The sequence below is a fragment of the Bradyrhizobium sp. UFLA05-109 genome (assembly GCF_054185165.1).
On the sequence record NZ_JBBIAR010000013.1, the window covers coordinates 79,609 to 95,459 of the forward strand.

Here is a 15,851-nt window from a genome sequence, read left to right on the forward strand (position 1 = left end):
AGCATGAGAGTTCCGGCAGGGGTCGTCGCGGGAATGCTCTTACTCACTGGCACGGGACCGAGCCATGCCGTGGTTCGCATTACGAATGATCGAGGCGGACAGATTGGCCACTACATCGAAAGATACGAGAAATTACGCGCCTCGCGTCAATCGGTCGTCATCGACGGCCTTTGCGCCTCCGCCTGCACAATCGTCCTTGCAACGATTGCTCCGGACAACATCTGCGTGACTTCCAGAGCGAGACTTGCCTTTCATGCTGCATGGGACTTCGGCAGGAATGGGCGCATCTTTACGGATCGCGGAGCGACCCGGATGCTGTATTCGATGTATCCCTCGCCAATTCAGCAGTGGCTCGATAGTCGCGGAGGTCTGACTCCACGTACAGTTTTCCTCGAAGGCAAACAGCTGCATGGGATGTATCGGGGCTGCGATCCTGATCCCCGGCCATCCGCCACACGTTGAGCAACGCGATCATCGCCTTTGTTATCGTCCGTACCAAGGGCCGATGGCACAAAGTACACTTGCCGCACGTGGGGGTTGTGCTTTGAAATGAGCACTCAACACCGGCAAGGCTGAGTGATGGTGGAGAAACCACAGGATTTGCCTCCCGAGATCGCGAAGTTGTTTGCGGCTGCGGAGAAGCTGCCGTTGGCCAAAGAGCGTGACGACTTGCGATTGAACGTCGAGCGCTGGGTCAGTTCGTCCGGGGACTGATTGGCTGCACTGCCATGTCCCTGCAGTTCCACCGTGCCGTCGAGCACATGGAGATATGGAGCGCGAGCAGCGACGGCTTTTCGTTCGTGATCAGTTTCGAAAGTCCCACCGGGACCGGTTTTCACGGAAGCGCCGGCTATGTCGCGTCATGGCGGCCGGTTGCCCCGAGCCGTGGCGCGATCAGGGTCTTCGGCTCGCCGTTCAAGACATTCGATCAGGCGATGGCGGCCTGCGACGCGATGCTGAAACATCTGACGGGCGAAAATTGAAAGCCTTTCGGGGGAGACAAAGGACGTGACGGTCGCCAGGCGGCTGTGTCGGCGCGGATTCATCGCAACCGACTTCACAACAATGACGCATCGCTGCCGTATCCTGCACAAGATCAAGTGCGGTCATGGTCAAGTCTAGGATCGTGGTGAGGGCTGGCGGACGTACCCAACCTCACACATCCGAAACGCCCCCGGAGAATTCCAGCTCCGGGGGCTTCCTTTAGCTGAAATGTCCGGCCGAACCGTGAATGCGCGAAGCCTGTCGAAGGCCGACATCACAGTCGTTGGTTCCTTGTCAGGAACAGAGCCAAATGATGACCAGAGCCATCGGCAGGCCCATAGCCAAGGCGCCGACGATCATCAGCGCAAAAGCCGATAGCAGGTTGGCCTCGGGCTGTATCTCTTGCCCGCGCATCTCGTCTCCTCCATCGAGCCCCCGCCCAAAAGGATGACCGATCCCCACCGTGGACGAGGCTGGACGCGCATGGTTAAGAAAAGATTAACGTGCTCCCGCAATCCACAATGCCGCGCTGCGCGGCAGCGTCTAAACGCCACGCAGACCGGCGTGGTTGAAAACCCGCGGATCGGCGGTGAGCCCTCTGGCGCCACCGCCGACAACACGGCATCTCACCAGCAGACGTTCACCGGGACGACGCGCCATCCCCAGCCGGTCCAGACCCGACGAAATCTCGTACACCCATCCCACCCGCCATAGCCCCAACCCGGACCCGGAGCACCACCCCAGCCCCAGCCAGGTCCCCAAGCTGCCGCACTGGCGAGCCCTAAGCCGACGCCAAGGCCGACAGCCGGTCCGCGCCAACCCCAGCCGCCTCCACGCCATCCGCCGCCCCAGCCGCCACCGCGCCATCCTCCGCCTGCAAATCCGCCGCCATGAAAGCCGCGCTGTGCGGAAGCAGCGCCCGGTGCGAGAGCAAGGATCGCAGCAACACCGAGCGCGAAAAGCGCCTTCTTGACCATGAGAACCTCCGTGGGTCGAGGAATTGCGCGAAGTAAACGGCTCACAGTCTCGTTGGTTGCAGTCCCGGGGGAAGACCGGCAGCGCGACAACTCACACGTTCGAGCTAAGGATCGCGTCCACGACAGCACCCGTTACCTGTTTCGTCGTCGCGCTGCCGCCTCGATCGCCATCACCTTGCAGCAGAGCGTGCAGTCGCCGCAGTGCCGTTTGATGGAGGAGGTCACGCGCGCGTTCCTGCAAATATCCGGTTGCAGCTTACAGGAAGGGGCGACGCGCAGCTTCCATCTCATCACGAGCGAAGCGAGGACAACGCCGCCGGGGCACGCCGGCGGCGTCGTGGTCGGTCACGTCAGGTGAGCTCAGCGGCCGCCGCCACCACCACCGCCGCCGCCACCACCACCACCTCCACCTCCACCTCCACCGGCATTATTCATCGCGGAGCTGTAGCGGGGATCGGTCTGCTTCATGTAAGTCGGGGACGTGTCGCGTGGAGGTGTCGGCAGACGGTCGCTTCGCCGGCTTTCCAGGGGGGCGGTCGGAAGAATTGCGCCACACCCCGCAAGAAAGAAGACGTCGCAGGTCGAGACGCGCTCGTGGAATGCGTTGGCGTTGGTCGTGGCCATCGCGGTCGTCGCAGCGAAACTGATCAATGCAATTGCTGTCAATCGGGATTTCGAAAACATAGGAATCCTCCAGTCCTCGGTTCGGCGAGGCCCGGAACGGCCCGCTCAGCCGTTGGACGGGGTCGGATGAAGACCGGTTCGAGGGGCTACACGGTAACGTGAACCGTCCGTGGCGAGGCCAGACCTGCAAGCTGGGCCGCACTAGGCATTGCGCAAACCACGCTGATCGAGATCGCGGACCATGTATCTTGCGCTGTCGCCATAGGATGCCAGCTTGACGCGCAATGCCGCATCGGGCGCGATCACGCGAAAATCGTGGCGCCCCCAGAATGGAGAGGTGTCGTAGACGGAGACGAGCGCGAGATGTTCGATTCCGTTCGTGCGCGCCAGGCGTGCGAGCGTCTCGATGTACGATGTCGCGATGCGACTGCCGCGCGAGGCGGGCATCACCGCGACGTCATGCAGGTAGAGGCAGTCCGGCGCGGGCGGCAGTCCTTGCAGGAAGTCGTCGAGCGGCGGAATCTGGTGGAGCGTCCAAGGATGAGCGATACCGTAGCCAAAGACGTCGTCGCCCGCGATGAGCACCCGGCAGCCCTCGGGGAACAAGCTCATCTTCTCCGCAAGCACGTCCGCGCGTTCCGGCAGATTGGGATGGAGGGCCGCCGCGATCGCGATGATCGCCGGCAGATCGGAGGGGCCGGCGCGGCGCCAGTGTGATTGCACGTTGCTTCCCGCGCGCCCGGGGCGGGCGCCTATCTCAGCCCCTCATATACCATCAATCCGCGCGCGATCTGCAGCTTGCGGATGGCGCGCGGCAGCAGTTTCTCCGGCTGGTGCAGATAGCGCCATGAGGTGAGCGCGAATTCGCCGAGCGCGCCGTATTCGTCATCGAACGGGGCGAGCACGCCGGTGACGCTCACCGGGGTGTGTGGACGTGCGTTGAAAGGCAGCAGCAAGAGCTCGAGATGCGCGCGCGTGCCATCCTGCCGCGTCGCGGTGAGGCCGGCGATGGCGCCAAGCGTCTCCTCGGCGACGATGGAAGTGATCTCCTCGATCTCGGTGCGGCATTCGCGCGTAAACAGCGCGGCAAAGCTCTGGTCCTTGAGGTCGCGTCCGGCGAGCGCGCAGACGCGCGTGCCGGCGACGCGGAAGGGGAAGCCGAGCGTCGGCTCGCAGGACAGGACAAAGATGTCGCCGAGCAGGCCGCGGACGGCGGCCGGATCGATATCGGCACGATCAGGCGCCCGCGCGGTGCCGCGCTTGTCGTCCCAGTAGGCGAAGAATTCGCGGCTCGACGGATGTTTCATGGCTCTACGCTCGCCCCTCGGCCGCACGTCATGGGACAGACTTGTCCCGCTTCCGTGCACCTCGGGTCCTCTCCTTGTTGTGCAGGAGCGGATTTGCAGCGTCCATGCCGCAGGCGCGTTTTTGGCCTCCAGGGGCGGGCCTTTGCTTCGTTAACGTTAAATTAACGATGGGCTTTAACCTGTTCGCGCGCCTGCTATGGTCGCCGCGGTCGCAAGCTTCGCCGTTTTTCCAGGTTTCTCGGCGGGGCCTGTACACAAGGCGTCAAACAGTTTGGTCACGGGCCGCGGGGAGGGGTGGGGATAGTCCTTTTTCCTCCAAGTCCCGGAAGACCGACACGGACAGGGAGGGCTTTCCCAGGGCCCTCCCTTTTCCTTTTGTGCACTTGCACGGGGTGGGCAAAGGCGACTATCTCCACGCTTGTCGCCTATTAGCGCTTTGAAAGCCAAAATCCCTTGGACGCCCCGCCAAATTCTCCGCCGGATGAGCCGGCCGCACTTCAGGCCGCGCGGCGCGAGCCGGTTTTGACGTTGCCGGGCGCGCTGACGGCCTACATCGCGCTGCTGGCAGTGATCCATCTGCGGGTGCTGCTGCCGCCGGAACTCGAGAACTGGACGATCGATGTATTCGGCTTCATCCCGAAGCGCTACGATTCCTCGCTGCTCAATCTCGCAATCCCCGGCGGCACCGGTGCGAAGGTGTGGACCTTCGTCACCTATTCGCTGCTCCACGCCAATCTCACGCATCTCGGCTTCAATGTGCTGTGGCTGTTGCCGTTCGGCAGCGCGCTGGCGCGGCGCTTTGGGCCGGTGCGCTTCTACCTGTTCCTGGCGATGACGGCGGCGGCCGGCGCGCTTGCCCACTTGCTCACCCATGAACATGCGGTGGTACCGATGATCGGGGCATCGGCGTCGGTATCCGGCGCCATGGCCGCGGCGATCCGCTTTGCTTTCGTGCGCGGCAGCTTCCTGTCCTTCAGCCGCAGCGATGCTGACACGGCGGCAAAGGTGCCGGCACTGCCGCTGTCGCGAGCGCTGCGGGACGGGCGGGTGATGGGCTTTCTCGCGGTGTGGTTCGGCGTCAACATCATCTTCGGCATTGGGGCCATCGGGGTCGGCACCGAGGGCGCAACCGTGGCCTGGCAGGCGCATATCGGCGGCTTCTTCGCGGGGCTTCTCTTGTTCTCGCTGTTCGACCCCGTGCCGCGCGTGCGCCCCGATGCTGCAGATGCGTCATCACAGGACATTTCAGATCACATTTGAAGCGGCGCTTGCGGGATGGGGCGATTTCATCCATCATCGCATGCGAAGAATGTCGTGATGCGACAAGCCGGTAGCGGCCCTGCTTCGTGCAGCGCCTGAGAACGAAACCGGGATTGAGACTGTTAGTTGAAGACTCGCGAACAAGTCCGGCCCACGCTTAGAGGGCTGGGTGGGATTCAGGGAGGCGGCAATGACGGTACGTTCTATCCTCAACACCAAGGGCCACCAGATCATGAGCGTCGAGCCCGACGCAAAGATGTCGGCCGCAATCAAACTACTTGGCGAGAAGAAGATCGGCGCGGTCCTCGTGATGAATCAGAGCCGGCTGGAAGGCATCCTTTCGGAACGTGACATCGTGCGCGTGCTGGGCGAGCGAGGCGCCGGCGTGCTCGAGGAGCCGGTCTCGAACGTCATGACCCGCAAGGTGGTGACCTGCAAGGAGACCGACACGGTCGCCGAGATCATGGAGATGATGACCACGGGCAAGTTTCGACATCTGCCGGTCATCGACAATGGCAAAGTGGTCGGCCTGATTTCGATCGGCGACATCGTCAAATGGCGCGTGCGCGAATACGAGACCGAGCAGGAAGCCCTGCGCGACTACATCAAGACGGCCTAAGCCTTATTCGCTGACGTTCTCGCTGGTCTTGTTCTGGTCAGTCTTGTTTTGATCAGACTTGGATGCGGTGGCTTCCGTTGCTGGTACCAGCACGTCGATCGCCTCCTGGATGGAGTCGATCGCGCGCTCGGCGGCGCGCGTGCCGAACGCGATCAGATCGTCTGCGCGGTGAAAGTCGAACCATCCGATCTGGCCGACCCGCGGCGTGATCAGCATGTCCGGTGGATCGCCCGCGAGGCGCGCGCGGGTGATGCGGTCCTGCATGATGTTGAAAGCATCGACCATCACCGAGGAGATGCCGGGCCGTCCGCCGCCGCCGAAGAACTCGCGTTTCACCGTGCGCTCGGGCGAGAAAAACCTCGGGAAGCGCCGCTTGGCGGCGTCCTTTGCCGTGGTGTCCTCGGTTGCCAGCGGCTCGACCGCAGCGGGCATCGCGCCATGCGAATAGATGGTCGTGGAATGGGTAAAAATGTCGCTGGAAAGATTTGCTGCGATGACGATTTCCGCCCCCAGCGCCCGCGCCGCCGAGACCGGCACCGGGTTGACCAGCGCGCCATCAACCAGCCAGCGATCGCCGACCAGCACGGGCGAGAAGATGCCCGGCAGCGCGTAGGAAGCGCGCATCGCCTCGACCATGCGGCCGCGCGTCAGCCAGATCTCGTGGCCGGTGCGGACTTCGGTGGCGACTGTAGCGAACTTGATCGGCAGATCCTCGATCAGGGTCTGGCCGATCGCTGCCTCCAGGCGGGTTGCGAGCTTCTCGCCGCCAATCAGGCCGGAGCCATTGAGGCGGATGTCGAGATAGGAGAGGATGTTGCGTACGCCCTGGAAGCTGCGCGCCCAGTCTTCGAGCGTGTCGAGATGGCCGGCCGCGTAGGCGCCGCCGATGACCGCACCTATTGAAGTGCCGACCACGACGTTGGGCACGATGCCGTTGGCGAGCAACGTCCTCAGGATACCGATGTGGGCGAAGCCGCGCGCCGCACCCCCGCCGAGCGCAAGGCCGATGACCGGTCGGCGAATGCTGCCGAGCCCCACCTTTTCGCCGTTCGCGCCGTTGGAGCTGTTCGCGCCGCGACCCTTCAACATATCCAGCACCGAAGATCTCCTACGACCCGACTGACGCTGACCAGACTAGGCACCGCGCTGGCGCCCTGCCAGAAGCACAGCGAAGCATGGTTTATGCCGCTTTGGTGATGGCACTGGGCAGGAGTATGGCGATGGCCGGTTGCCGCAAGACTAACCTTTTAAGGTTCCGCCCGTTCCAGAAACAGGTGTTTCCCGGGGTTCCAGTGGCTTGAATTTGCCGCGTTTTCGGTGAAAAGCAGGAGGCATGATTTTCGGGGGTGACGGCATCAGACGATGGCGGCGCGGCGGATGGCTGCTGCCGGCCGTTTTGCTTGCCTGCTTCCTCGGCGAGGGCGCCGCTCACGCGCAATTGTTCTCTGATCGCCCGCCGCCGGTACCGCCGGCCGCCGTGCCCGATCCCGGTGCGGCCGTCAGCCTCGCGCCCCCGTCGGGCCCGGGCGCGGCGCCGCCGAGCCTGCCGCCGACGCTGATGCAGCCTGCTTCTCCCACCATCCCGCCCTCGGTCTCGACGGTTCCGCCGGCCGCACCCATGGGGGCGGCGGCGCCCGGCCAAGCCGTGCTGTCGCTGACCGCGAAATACGGCAAGGATCTGCCACCGATCACCAGCGGGCTGGTGTGGCGGGTGTTTGCCGACCGCCCCGACGAGAATGGCACGTTCAAGCTGATCCGCGAGGACCGCAACGCCACGCCCAACATCGTGTTGCCGCCCGGCAATTACGTCGTGCACGTCGCCTTCGGCCTCGTCAGCGCGGTGCGTACGGTCAGCCTGAAGGCGGAGACCGACCGTGAGGCCTTCGTGCTGCCTGCGGGCGGCCTGCGCATCGAGGGCCGCGTCGGCACCAGCCGCATTCCGCAGAACCAGATCTCGTTCGCGATCTACAAAGGCAGCCAGTTCGAAGGCGGCGAGCGCTCCTCGCTGGTGCCGAACGTCGCCGCCGGCGACGTCGTGCTGCTGCCGGAGGGCACCTACTACATCATCTCCAACTATGGCGACGCCAACTCGGTGGTGCGCTCCGACATCCGCGTGCAGGCCGGCAAGCTCACCGACGTGACCATTACCCACCGCGCCGCCGTGATCACGCTGAAGCTCGTCAGCGACAAGGGCGGCGAGGCGCTCGCCAACACCGCCTGGTCGGTTCTCACCCCCGGCGGCGACGTGATCAAGGAATCGATCGGCGCGTTCCCGCGCGTCGTGCTCTCCGAAGGCGAATACCGCGCCATCGCCAAGAACGAGGGCAAGGTCTACGAGCGCGGCTTCAACGTCGTCAACGGTGTCGACGGCGAAGTCGAAGTCGTCGCGCGCTGACGCGTCCAGCCTGAACCAGAACGCGATACTGTCTCGCCCCGCCTGCGCCCGCTGAATACACGGGCCCTCGATCCGGCGATTTTCGTAACATTGTTCCGCGCTTCTCATCCAGCGCACGAATGGAAGCGGCGTGATCTGCGCCGTCGCGCAGACGGATGCCGATCGCCGTGGCGTCGCCGACATTCTTGCCAGCGTGACCGTCGAGGGTGATCGCTATCCGACATTTGCAGGCGCGAGTCGACCGCTGAGGCTCTCACGGGATGACCGGTGAGTCCCTGCTCGCTGATCATCCCGCCTTGTGTTCCCTTTGAGTGCGAAAGCGCTACCAAACCGTCTTCAGGCGCAAGGCTTGGGGAAACACCGCACCTGCGACGTAATTCCGATAATCAATTTTGTTCTTTTTCGCTCCTGCTGCGTTATATCTCTGGCATCCGTCCAAGGGGGCCGGATGCGCGGGCCATCTGTCTTCGTCGCGCGTGGCCGGCAACAGCAGGGGGCGCACCCGTCGGCATGTTCGAAGTGGTCCTAACGCGGCGCAAGCGGTTTGGCTGGCGGTGGCAGGTTTGCGACCAGTCCGGCAAGCTGTTTGCCGATGGCTTCGAGCGCACCCGTCCGGCGGCCAAGTATCAGGGGGAACGCGCGCTGTTCTTCCTCTTGTCCCAGGCCTATCTGAACAACCGGTCGGCGGCCTCGAGCGAGGACTGACGGCTGTCGGTCATTTCCACGTTTGCGTTGAGAAGAAGCTGTCACAGTCCCTAACGCGCGCTAAACCATCATGTGACTTAAAACTGTCATAATCCCCGATCGGGCGCTGCGCACAAGGGCTCTTTACACGCCATTAAGTGCCCCTGCCTTGGATGCGCTGGGATAGCGCGTTGGGGACTACGATGAGTGCCGCGAAGAAGGCGCCGGGCAAACCGGCCACCGAAATGTTCGACGACATCCCGGTGCTTCAGCGCAAATGGCACGCTGCGTTGCGGCCGGGTGAACGGCTCCCGCGCTACGAGGACGTGATGCTCGGCAGCCTCGGGCGGCTCGCCGACCACATCGCGCTGCTGCGGAATGATGGTGCGCTAGAGCTGTCGCGCAGTGGACGCTATGTGCAGAAATGGCTCGGCGACGAGCGCTGGGACGTTCCGGTCGCAGCGCTGGCGCCCGATTGCGCCACCGCGCTGGCGGAGGTCGCGGCGAATGCGCTTCACAACGGCTGCCCGCATCATTCGCGCGCGCATTGCGTGCGCGACGGCATGGTCAGGACGTACGACGTGTTGGCGCTGCCGACTGCCTCCCGCTGGGGCGCCACGCTGATTGGTATCTACGTCAATGAGCGCGGCGCGCAATATAACCTTCTCGATGCGATCTTCGCCGCGACTGACGACGCGGTGGTGTCGCTCGCCGCATTGCGTGATGCCGATGCGAAGGCGTTCGACTTCCAGATCGTCCATCACAACAAGAGCGCGGAGGTGCTCCTGAAGGTGGCGAGTGGAAGCCTGTTGTGGCGCCGCCTCGGGGAGGGCGGCACGCTGCTCGCCTCGCCGGAGGTCGGGAAGCTTCTGCGCGCGGCAGTCTCGGGCGGCCGCAGCGAGCAGTGTGAGATCGAGAGCGATGGCGGCTATCTCCGGCTCAGCGCCACCGCCTTTGCCGACGTCGTGTCGCTCACGATCTCCGATGTCACCGCGCTGAAGCGCCGCGACGCGTCGTTCCGTCTGCTGTTCGACAACAACCCGATGCCGATGTGGGTGTTCGATGCCGAGACGAAACGCTTCCTGAGCGTCAACGACGCAGCGGTCCAGCACTATGGTTACGACCGGGACGCCTTCCTGCGCATGAGCCTGCCGGAGATCTGGCCGCAGGACGAATGGGACAGTCATTCCGAGGCGCTGGAGCGAGTCGGCGACACCTATAACTCGTCGCGCAACTGGCGGCACCTGCGCGCCAACGGCAGCGAGATCGAGGTCCTGACCTTCGGCCGCCGCGTCACGTTCGAAGGCCGCGATGGCTATCTGGTCGCGGTGGTCGACATCACCGAACGGCGCAAGGCGGAGGCGCGCATCGCCTACATGGCCCATCACGACGGGCTCACCAATCTGGCGAACCGGGAATATTTCCAGGACCGGCTCAAACAGGCGCTCGACCAGGCCGGGGGCAAGAGGGTCGGCGTGCTCTGCATCGATCTCGACCTGTTCAAAACTGTCAACGATTCCTTCGGCCATCCCGTGGGTGACCGCCTGCTGAAACAGGTTGCGGAGCGCCTGGCGATCGCGATCCGCGGCGCCAATCTTGCCGCTCGCCTCGGCGGCGACGAGTTCGCCGTGATCCTTGCCGCCGACGTTTCGCCGAACGAGGCCAGCGCCTGTGCGAGCCTCCTGATCGAGATGCTGAGCGCACCCTATGACATCGACGGCCTGGAGCTGGTGATCGGCGCCAGCATCGGCATCGCACTGTCACCCGGCGACGGCATGACGTCGGAAGAATTGATGCGCAATGGCGACATGGCACTCTATCGCGCCAAGTCCGACGGCGGCGGCGTGCATCGCTTCTTCGAAAAGGAGATGGATCTGCAAGCGCAACGGCGCCGCGACATGGAGCTCGACCTCAGGCGCGCGTTTGCCAATGGCGAATTCGAACTGCACTATCAGCCGCTGGTCTCGATCGCCTCCGACAGCATCTCGGGCTTCGAATCCCTGTTGCGTTGGCGTCATCCGGACAAGGGCATGATCTCGCCAGCCGAGTTTATCCCGGTGGCCGAGGATATCGGCCTGATCACCCAGCTCGGGGAGTGGGTGCTCCGCGAAGCGTGCAGCGAGGCGGTGAAATGGCCCCGCGACATCAAAGTCGCGGTCAATCTATCGCCGGCGCAATTCCGCAGCCGCAACCTGGTCCAGATCGTGATCTCGGCGCTGGCACAGTCGGGCCTGGCGCCGAAGCGGCTCGAGCTCGAGATCACCGAGTCGATCTTCCTGGCTGAGACCGACGCCAACCTCGCCACCCTGCATCAGTTACGCGGGCTCGGCGTCGGCATCTCCATGGACGATTTCGGCACGGGCTATTCCAGCCTCAGCTATTTGCGCAGCTTTCCCTTCGACAAGATCAAGATTGATCGTTCCTTCGTGAAGGATCTCGCGGAACGCCCGGACTGCGTCGCGATCGTGCGCGCGATCTCGGGGCTCGGCCGCAGCCTCAACATCACGACGACGGCGGAAGGCGTCGAGACCGAGGACCAGCTCGACTGGCTGCGCGCGGAAGGCTGCAACGAGGTTCAGGGATTCCTGTTCAGCGCGGCGCGCCCCGCGGGTGAGATCGAACAGTTGCTGACGACGTTCGGACAGCGCGCCTCACGGGCGGCGTAGCCCGGCAGGGTAGGCATCGTAGACGAGCGCCTTGAAGGCTGGCGTGATGCGGCCGCGCTCGTTCTGGGTCTGCTGCATCATGACGTAGATCATGTCGAGCTTGGGATCGACGCCGAAATAGGTGCCGCTGCCCGAATCCCACTTCAGTTCGCCGATCGAGCCCGGCGGTGGCGGTCTCGCATCGCCCGGATCGGTGCGCACCGCAAGGCCGTAGCCGTAGCCGAAGCCGTCGCCCGGGAAATAGAAAAAGTCGCGATCGACACCCGACCCCGGCCCGATGTGGTCCGTCGTCATGTCCTTGAAGGCGGTGGGGCTAAGATAACGCTTGCCATCCAGCTCGCCGCCGTTGAGCAGCATCTGCGCAAACCGCCCGTAGTCGGTGATGGTCGAGAGCAGGCCGCCGCCGCCGGATTCCCATTCGGGATGGGCGAGACGCTCGCGCTCGGCGTCGAGCAGAATGCTGTCGTTCGGCAACGGCCGCGCCATCCGCTTCAACTCGCCGGGCTTCGTCAGCACGAACTTGGTGCTGGTCATGCCGAGCGGATCGAGCACGTTCTGCTTGAGATATTCGTAGAGCGTCTGCCCCGAGATCACCTCGATGACGCGGCCGAGCACGTCGGTGGAATGGCCGTAGCGCCAGAGCGTACCGGGTTGACGCGCCAGCGGCAGTCTCGCGATGCGCTCGGCGAATTCGCGGTTGTCGAACTGGCCGGCGAAGATCATCGCATCGTTATAGGCCTGCTCGACCCATTTGCCGCCGATATAATCGTAGCTGATGCCGGAGGTGTGACGCATCAGGTCCTGGATAGTCACCGGATGGATCGGCGGCACCAAATCGAGGGCGAGCGTGCCGTCGCGATTGGTGACCTCCAATCCAACCTTGGTATCGGCGAAGGATGGAATGTATTTCGAGACCGGGTCGGCGAGCGCGAGCTTACCCGCGTCGATCAGCATCATCGCCCCCAAGCTCGTGATCGGCTTGGTCATGGAGTGGATGGCGAAGATCGTGTCCGGCGTCGTGGGCAGGCCGGTCCGGACGTCGCATACGCCAAAGGTCTTCAGATAGAGCGGCTCGCCGTGCTGCTGAACCAGGATGACCGCACCCGGCAGCCGGCGGGCCGTGACCTCGTTGTCGAAGAACGCTGTGATGCGCTCGAGCTGGTCGGGCGAGGGCGCGGGGATATCGTTCGCGCGGCTGCGCATGGCGGTGCCGGCGAGCAGCGCCGCCCCGGCAAGGAATGTTCGTCGCGTGGTGGTCATCGCATGAGCCCGCGCTGCGTCAGGCGGCAGCATGGGCGTGAGCAAGCGTCACTTCGGTATCCTGCCCAGCCGACGCAACGGGATCAAAGCCGGAAGATGAGCGGTTCGTCAACTGTGAGACGTCGTCTAGAACCGGGTTACGATCTCCGAGAGTACTGGGCGAGGGCGATCTTCGCTCGGCTTGGTTGGCCTGCCGATGTGCACGAGGCCGGCGAGCTTCTCGTCCGGCTTGAGCCCGAGCCCTTCCAGCACGTCGCGGTCGAAGGCAAACCAGCCGGTCAGCCAGCACGCGCCATAGCCAAGCGCAGTCGCGGCCGTGACGATGTTCATGGCGCTGGCGCCGGCCGACAATTCCTGCTCCCAGGCCGGCACCTTAGGATGCGGCTTGGTAAAGCTGACGATCCCGATGACGAGCGGGGCGTCAGTGAGCCGCTTCCTTTCGACCTCGATCTCGGCCGCCGGTGCGCCCGGATTCTTGCGCGCGAACACGCGCGCGATCACTTCGCCGGCACGCTCGCGCGCCTCGCCCTCGAAGACGATGAAGCGCCAGGGCGCGAGCTTGCCGTGATCCGGTACCCGCGCGCCGATGGTGAGGATCGTGTCGAGCTCGGACGGCGAGGGGCCGGGCCCCGCCATCTCGCGCGGCTTGACGGAGCGGCGGGTCTTCAGGAGGTCGATGGCGTCGGGCACGGAAGTTTCCTCTTCGGCTGGTCGTCGGGCATGCATGTCTACCCGAGATAGGCATGCATGCCCGCAACCGAAAGCGAGTTTAGACCGTTTTCAACGATCAGGCCGCGCTGCGCGCCCGCTGGACGTCCGGCGGGGTTGCCTCATCGAGAAGTGCGGCCAGTGCCTCCGCCGTCGGCATCACCTTCTGCCCGTCGCTGCCGAGCCGGCGGACGGAAACCGAATGCGTCTCGGCCTCCTTCTTGCCGACCACGAGCAGCGCGGGGATCTTGGCCAGCGAGTGCTCGCGGACCTTGTAGTTGATCTTCTCGTTGCGCAGGTCGATCTCGACCCGCAGGCCGGCGCGGCGTGCCTGCTCCACCACCTGCTTGGCGTATTCGTCGGCCTCCGAGGTGATGGTCGTGACCACCACCTGCACCGGCGAGAGCCAGAGCGGGAAGTTGCCGGCATAGTGCTCGATCAGGATGCCGATGTAGCGCTCCATCGAACCGCAGATCGCACGGTGCACCATCACCGGCGGCTTCTTGCCGCCGTCATGGTCGATATAGAACGCGCCGAACCGTTCCGGCAGGTTGAAGTCGACCTGCGTGGTACCGCACTGCCAGTCGCGGCCGATCGCATCGCGCAGCACGTATTCGAACTTCGGCCCATAGAAGGCGCCTTCGCCCGGATTGATCTCGGTCTTGATGTGATTGTTCTGCGACTGGATCTCGCGCAGCACCGTCGCCATCACGCGCTCGGCATGATCCCACATCGCATCGGTGCCGACGCGCTTGTCGGGGCGGGTCGACAGCTTCACGGTGAGGTCGCCGGTGAAGCCGAAATCGGCATAGGTCGACAGGATCAGGTCATTGATCTTGAGGCACTCGTCGGCGAGCTGCTCCTCGGTGCAGAAGATATGCGCATCGTCCTGGGTGAAGCCGCGCACGCGCATCAGACCGTGCATGGCGCCCGACGGCTCGTAGCGATGCACCACGCCGAACTCGGCGAGCCGCATGGGCAGGTCACGATAGCTCTTCAGGCCGTGCTTGAAGATCTGCACGTGACCGGGGCAATTCATCGGCTTGAGCGCAAACCAGCGCTTGTCCTCGGCCTCGTCGCCGGCGGATTGCGCCGCGAACATGTTCTCGCGGTACCAGCCCCAATGGCCGGACGTCTCCCACAGGACCTTGTCGAGGATTTGCGGAGCGTTGACCTCGCTGTAGTCGCCGGTCAGGCGTCGCCTCATATAGGCAATGAGCTGCTGAAAGATCGTCCAGCCCTTGGGGTGCCAGAACACCACGCCCGGACCTTCTTCCTGGAAGTGGAAGAGGTCGAGTTCGCGCCCGAGCTTGCGATGGTCGCGCTTCTCGGCTTCCTCTATCTGCTTGAGATAAGCGTCGAGGTCCTCCTGCTTGGCGAAGGCGGTGCCGTAGATGCGGGTCAGCATCGGGTTGTTGGAATCGCCGCGCCAATAGGCGCCCGCCACCTTCATCAGTTTGAAGGCGTTCCCGATCTTGCCGGTCGAGGTCATGTGCGGGCCGCGGCACAGATCGAACCAGTCGCCCTGGAAATAGATCTTGATCGGTTCATTGCCGGGAATGGCGTCAACCAGCTCGACCTTGAAGGCCTCTCCCTTGTCGCGGAACACCTGCTTGGTCTTCTCGCGATCCCAGACCTCCTTGGTGAACGGTTTGTCGCGCGCGATGATCTCGCGCATCTTCTTCTCGATCGCGGCAAAATCTTCCGGGGTGAACGGCTCGTTGCGGAAGAAGTCGTAATAGAAGCCGTTCTCGATCACCGGGCCGATGGTGACTTGCGTGCCCGGCCACAGAGCTTGCACTGCTTCCGCCAGCACGTGTGCGGCGTCATGCCGGATCAACTCCAGCGCGCGGGGATCGTCGCGGTTGACGAACTCGATCTTGGCATCGGACTCGATCGGATCATTGAGATCGGCGAGCGCGCCGTCGAGCACCATCGCAACCGTGCGCTTGGCGAGCGACGGCGAGATGCCCTTGGCGATGTCGAGGCCGGTAGTGCTCTTGTCGAATTGGCGCTTGGCGCCGTCGGGGAAGGTGAGGGTAACCTTGGCGGCTGGGGTCACGGGCTTCAAATTGCTGAGGCTGTACTGGAAGCCTGATTCGGACTTGTGGTCGTCGGACATAATGTTTCTCCTGAAGCTCACTCCTGCGAACGAGCGCAGGTAAGCGGGAACGAGCGGTATATCAGGCGATTCGGACTGCGCAATCGGGCAAAACGAGGAAATCGCCCGTGAGCGTCCCGTTTTGAAGGCCGACGCCAGACGCGATATTGACGTTTCATGCGCCCACAGGTTGTTGTTTCATAGGGCGTATTGGGGATGGACTGTGGTTTTGGGGCTGGTTGCTTCGTGACGTTCGTTGGATCGAC

The 15,851-nt window shown here is 63.9% G+C and carries 15 protein-coding genes; 7 read left to right on the plus strand and 8 right to left on the minus strand.

Annotated elements, in window-relative coordinates; all coding sequences use genetic code 11:
• Positions 1–728: 728 nt before the first annotated feature.
• Positions 729–983 carry a hypothetical protein gene (locus tag Q3C01_RS11975; RefSeq protein ID WP_458145522.1) on the plus strand — a complete coding sequence of 85 codons (255 nt, stop codon included), beginning with the start codon at positions 729–731 and terminating at the stop codon, positions 981–983.
• A gap of 627 nt (positions 984–1,610) precedes the next feature.
• Here the strand turns inward: Q3C01_RS11975 and Q3C01_RS11980 are convergent.
• Positions 1,611–1,961, minus strand: a complete 351-nt coding sequence (locus Q3C01_RS11980; RefSeq protein WP_458145523.1) for a hypothetical protein — start codon at positions 1,959–1,961, stop codon at positions 1,611–1,613.
• A 10-nt stretch (positions 1,962–1,971) separates the two neighbouring features.
• On the opposite strand from Q3C01_RS11980, the gene Q3C01_RS11985 reads away from it, so the two are divergent.
• On the plus strand, positions 1,972–2,319 hold the full coding sequence (locus tag Q3C01_RS11985; RefSeq protein WP_458145524.1) for a hypothetical protein: 348 nt from the start codon (positions 1,972–1,974) through the stop codon (positions 2,317–2,319).
• Positions 2,320–2,321: 2 nt separating this feature from the next.
• On the opposite strand, the gene Q3C01_RS11990 is transcribed toward Q3C01_RS11985, so the two are convergent.
• The 3 genes from Q3C01_RS11990 to Q3C01_RS12000 all read right to left on the minus strand — a co-directional run bounded on the left by Q3C01_RS11990 (position 2,322) and on the right by Q3C01_RS12000 (position 3,892).
• Positions 2,322–2,645 (minus strand): hypothetical protein, encoded by a 324-nt coding sequence (locus tag Q3C01_RS11990; RefSeq protein ID WP_458145525.1) that lies wholly within the window; start codon positions 2,643–2,645, stop codon positions 2,322–2,324.
• 141 nt (positions 2,646–2,786) lie between these two features.
• Complete coding sequence (locus Q3C01_RS11995; protein WP_458145526.1) at positions 2,787–3,308, minus strand: GNAT family N-acetyltransferase; 522 nt, start codon at positions 3,306–3,308, stop codon at positions 2,787–2,789.
• Between the two features lie 29 nt (positions 3,309–3,337).
• Complete coding sequence (locus tag Q3C01_RS12000; RefSeq protein ID WP_458145527.1) at positions 3,338–3,892, minus strand: PAS domain-containing protein; 555 nt, start codon at positions 3,890–3,892, stop codon at positions 3,338–3,340.
• 453 nt (positions 3,893–4,345) lie between these two features.
• Between Q3C01_RS12000 and Q3C01_RS12005 the strand changes: the two genes are divergently transcribed.
• A complete protein-coding gene (locus tag Q3C01_RS12005) occupies positions 4,346–5,152 on the plus strand; it encodes a rhomboid family intramembrane serine protease (protein WP_458145528.1) in 807 nt (268 codons plus the stop codon).
• Between the two features lie 190 nt (positions 5,153–5,342).
• A complete protein-coding gene (locus Q3C01_RS12010; RefSeq protein WP_458145529.1) occupies positions 5,343–5,771 on the plus strand; it encodes a CBS domain-containing protein in 429 nt (142 codons plus the stop codon).
• Positions 5,772–5,774: 3 nt separating this feature from the next.
• On the opposite strand, the gene Q3C01_RS12015 is transcribed toward Q3C01_RS12010, so the two are convergent.
• Positions 5,775–6,869: a patatin-like phospholipase family protein gene (locus Q3C01_RS12015; RefSeq protein ID WP_458145530.1), complete on the minus strand. Its 1,095-nt coding sequence runs from the start codon at positions 6,867–6,869 to the stop codon at positions 5,775–5,777.
• 235 nt (positions 6,870–7,104) lie between these two features.
• Between Q3C01_RS12015 and Q3C01_RS12020 the strand changes: the two genes are divergently transcribed.
• From Q3C01_RS12020 to Q3C01_RS12030, 3 genes are all read left to right on the plus strand, one after another.
• Positions 7,105–8,166, plus strand: coding sequence for a hypothetical protein (locus Q3C01_RS12020; RefSeq protein WP_458145531.1), 1,062 nt, complete (start codon positions 7,105–7,107; stop codon positions 8,164–8,166).
• 510 nt (positions 8,167–8,676) lie between these two features.
• Positions 8,677–8,871, plus strand: a complete 195-nt coding sequence (locus Q3C01_RS12025; RefSeq protein ID WP_027525651.1) for a hypothetical protein — start codon at positions 8,677–8,679, stop codon at positions 8,869–8,871.
• 182 nt (positions 8,872–9,053) lie between these two features.
• On the plus strand, positions 9,054–11,516 hold the full coding sequence (locus Q3C01_RS12030; protein ID WP_458145532.1) for a putative bifunctional diguanylate cyclase/phosphodiesterase: 2,463 nt from the start codon (positions 9,054–9,056) through the stop codon (positions 11,514–11,516).
• Here the strand turns inward: Q3C01_RS12030 and Q3C01_RS12035 are convergent.
• The 3 genes from Q3C01_RS12035 to thrS form a co-directional block, all read right to left on the minus strand.
• A complete protein-coding gene (locus Q3C01_RS12035) occupies positions 11,502–12,776 on the minus strand; it encodes a serine hydrolase domain-containing protein (protein WP_458145611.1) in 1,275 nt (424 codons plus the stop codon). The genes Q3C01_RS12030 and Q3C01_RS12035 overlap by 15 nt on opposite strands.
• Before the next feature lie 126 nt (positions 12,777–12,902).
• A complete protein-coding gene (locus Q3C01_RS12040) occupies positions 12,903–13,466 on the minus strand; it encodes a nitroreductase family protein (RefSeq protein WP_458145533.1) in 564 nt (187 codons plus the stop codon).
• Between the two features lie 97 nt (positions 13,467–13,563).
• A complete protein-coding gene (gene thrS, locus Q3C01_RS12045; protein WP_458145534.1) occupies positions 13,564–15,606 on the minus strand; it encodes a threonine--tRNA ligase in 2,043 nt (680 codons plus the stop codon).
• Between the last annotated feature and the right edge of the window lie 245 nt (positions 15,607–15,851).

Coding starts and splice junctions, on each gene's coding strand:
- Q3C01_RS12000 (WP_458145527.1), bottom strand. CDS start 3,892: ATGAAACATCCGTCGAGCCGCGAATTCTTCGCCTACTGGGACGACAAG.
- Q3C01_RS12020 (WP_458145531.1), top strand. CDS start 7,105: ATGATTTTCGGGGGTGACGGCATCAGACGATGGCGGCGCGGCGGATGG.
- Q3C01_RS12030 (WP_458145532.1), top strand. CDS start 9,054: ATGAGTGCCGCGAAGAAGGCGCCGGGCAAACCGGCCACCGAAATGTTC.
- Q3C01_RS11990 (WP_458145525.1), bottom strand. CDS start 2,645: ATGTTTTCGAAATCCCGATTGACAGCAATTGCATTGATCAGTTTCGCT.
- Q3C01_RS11980 (WP_458145523.1), bottom strand. CDS start 1,961: ATGGTCAAGAAGGCGCTTTTCGCGCTCGGTGTTGCTGCGATCCTTGCT.
- Q3C01_RS12010 (WP_458145529.1), top strand. CDS start 5,343: ATGACGGTACGTTCTATCCTCAACACCAAGGGCCACCAGATCATGAGC.
- Q3C01_RS12025 (WP_027525651.1), top strand. CDS start 8,677: ATGTTCGAAGTGGTCCTAACGCGGCGCAAGCGGTTTGGCTGGCGGTGG.
- thrS (WP_458145534.1), bottom strand. CDS start 15,606: ATGTCCGACGACCACAAGTCCGAATCAGGCTTCCAGTACAGCCTCAGC.
- Q3C01_RS11975 (WP_458145522.1), top strand. CDS start 729: ATGTCCCTGCAGTTCCACCGTGCCGTCGAGCACATGGAGATATGGAGC.
- Q3C01_RS12035 (WP_458145611.1), bottom strand. CDS start 12,776: ATGACCACCACGCGACGAACATTCCTTGCCGGGGCGGCGCTGCTCGCC.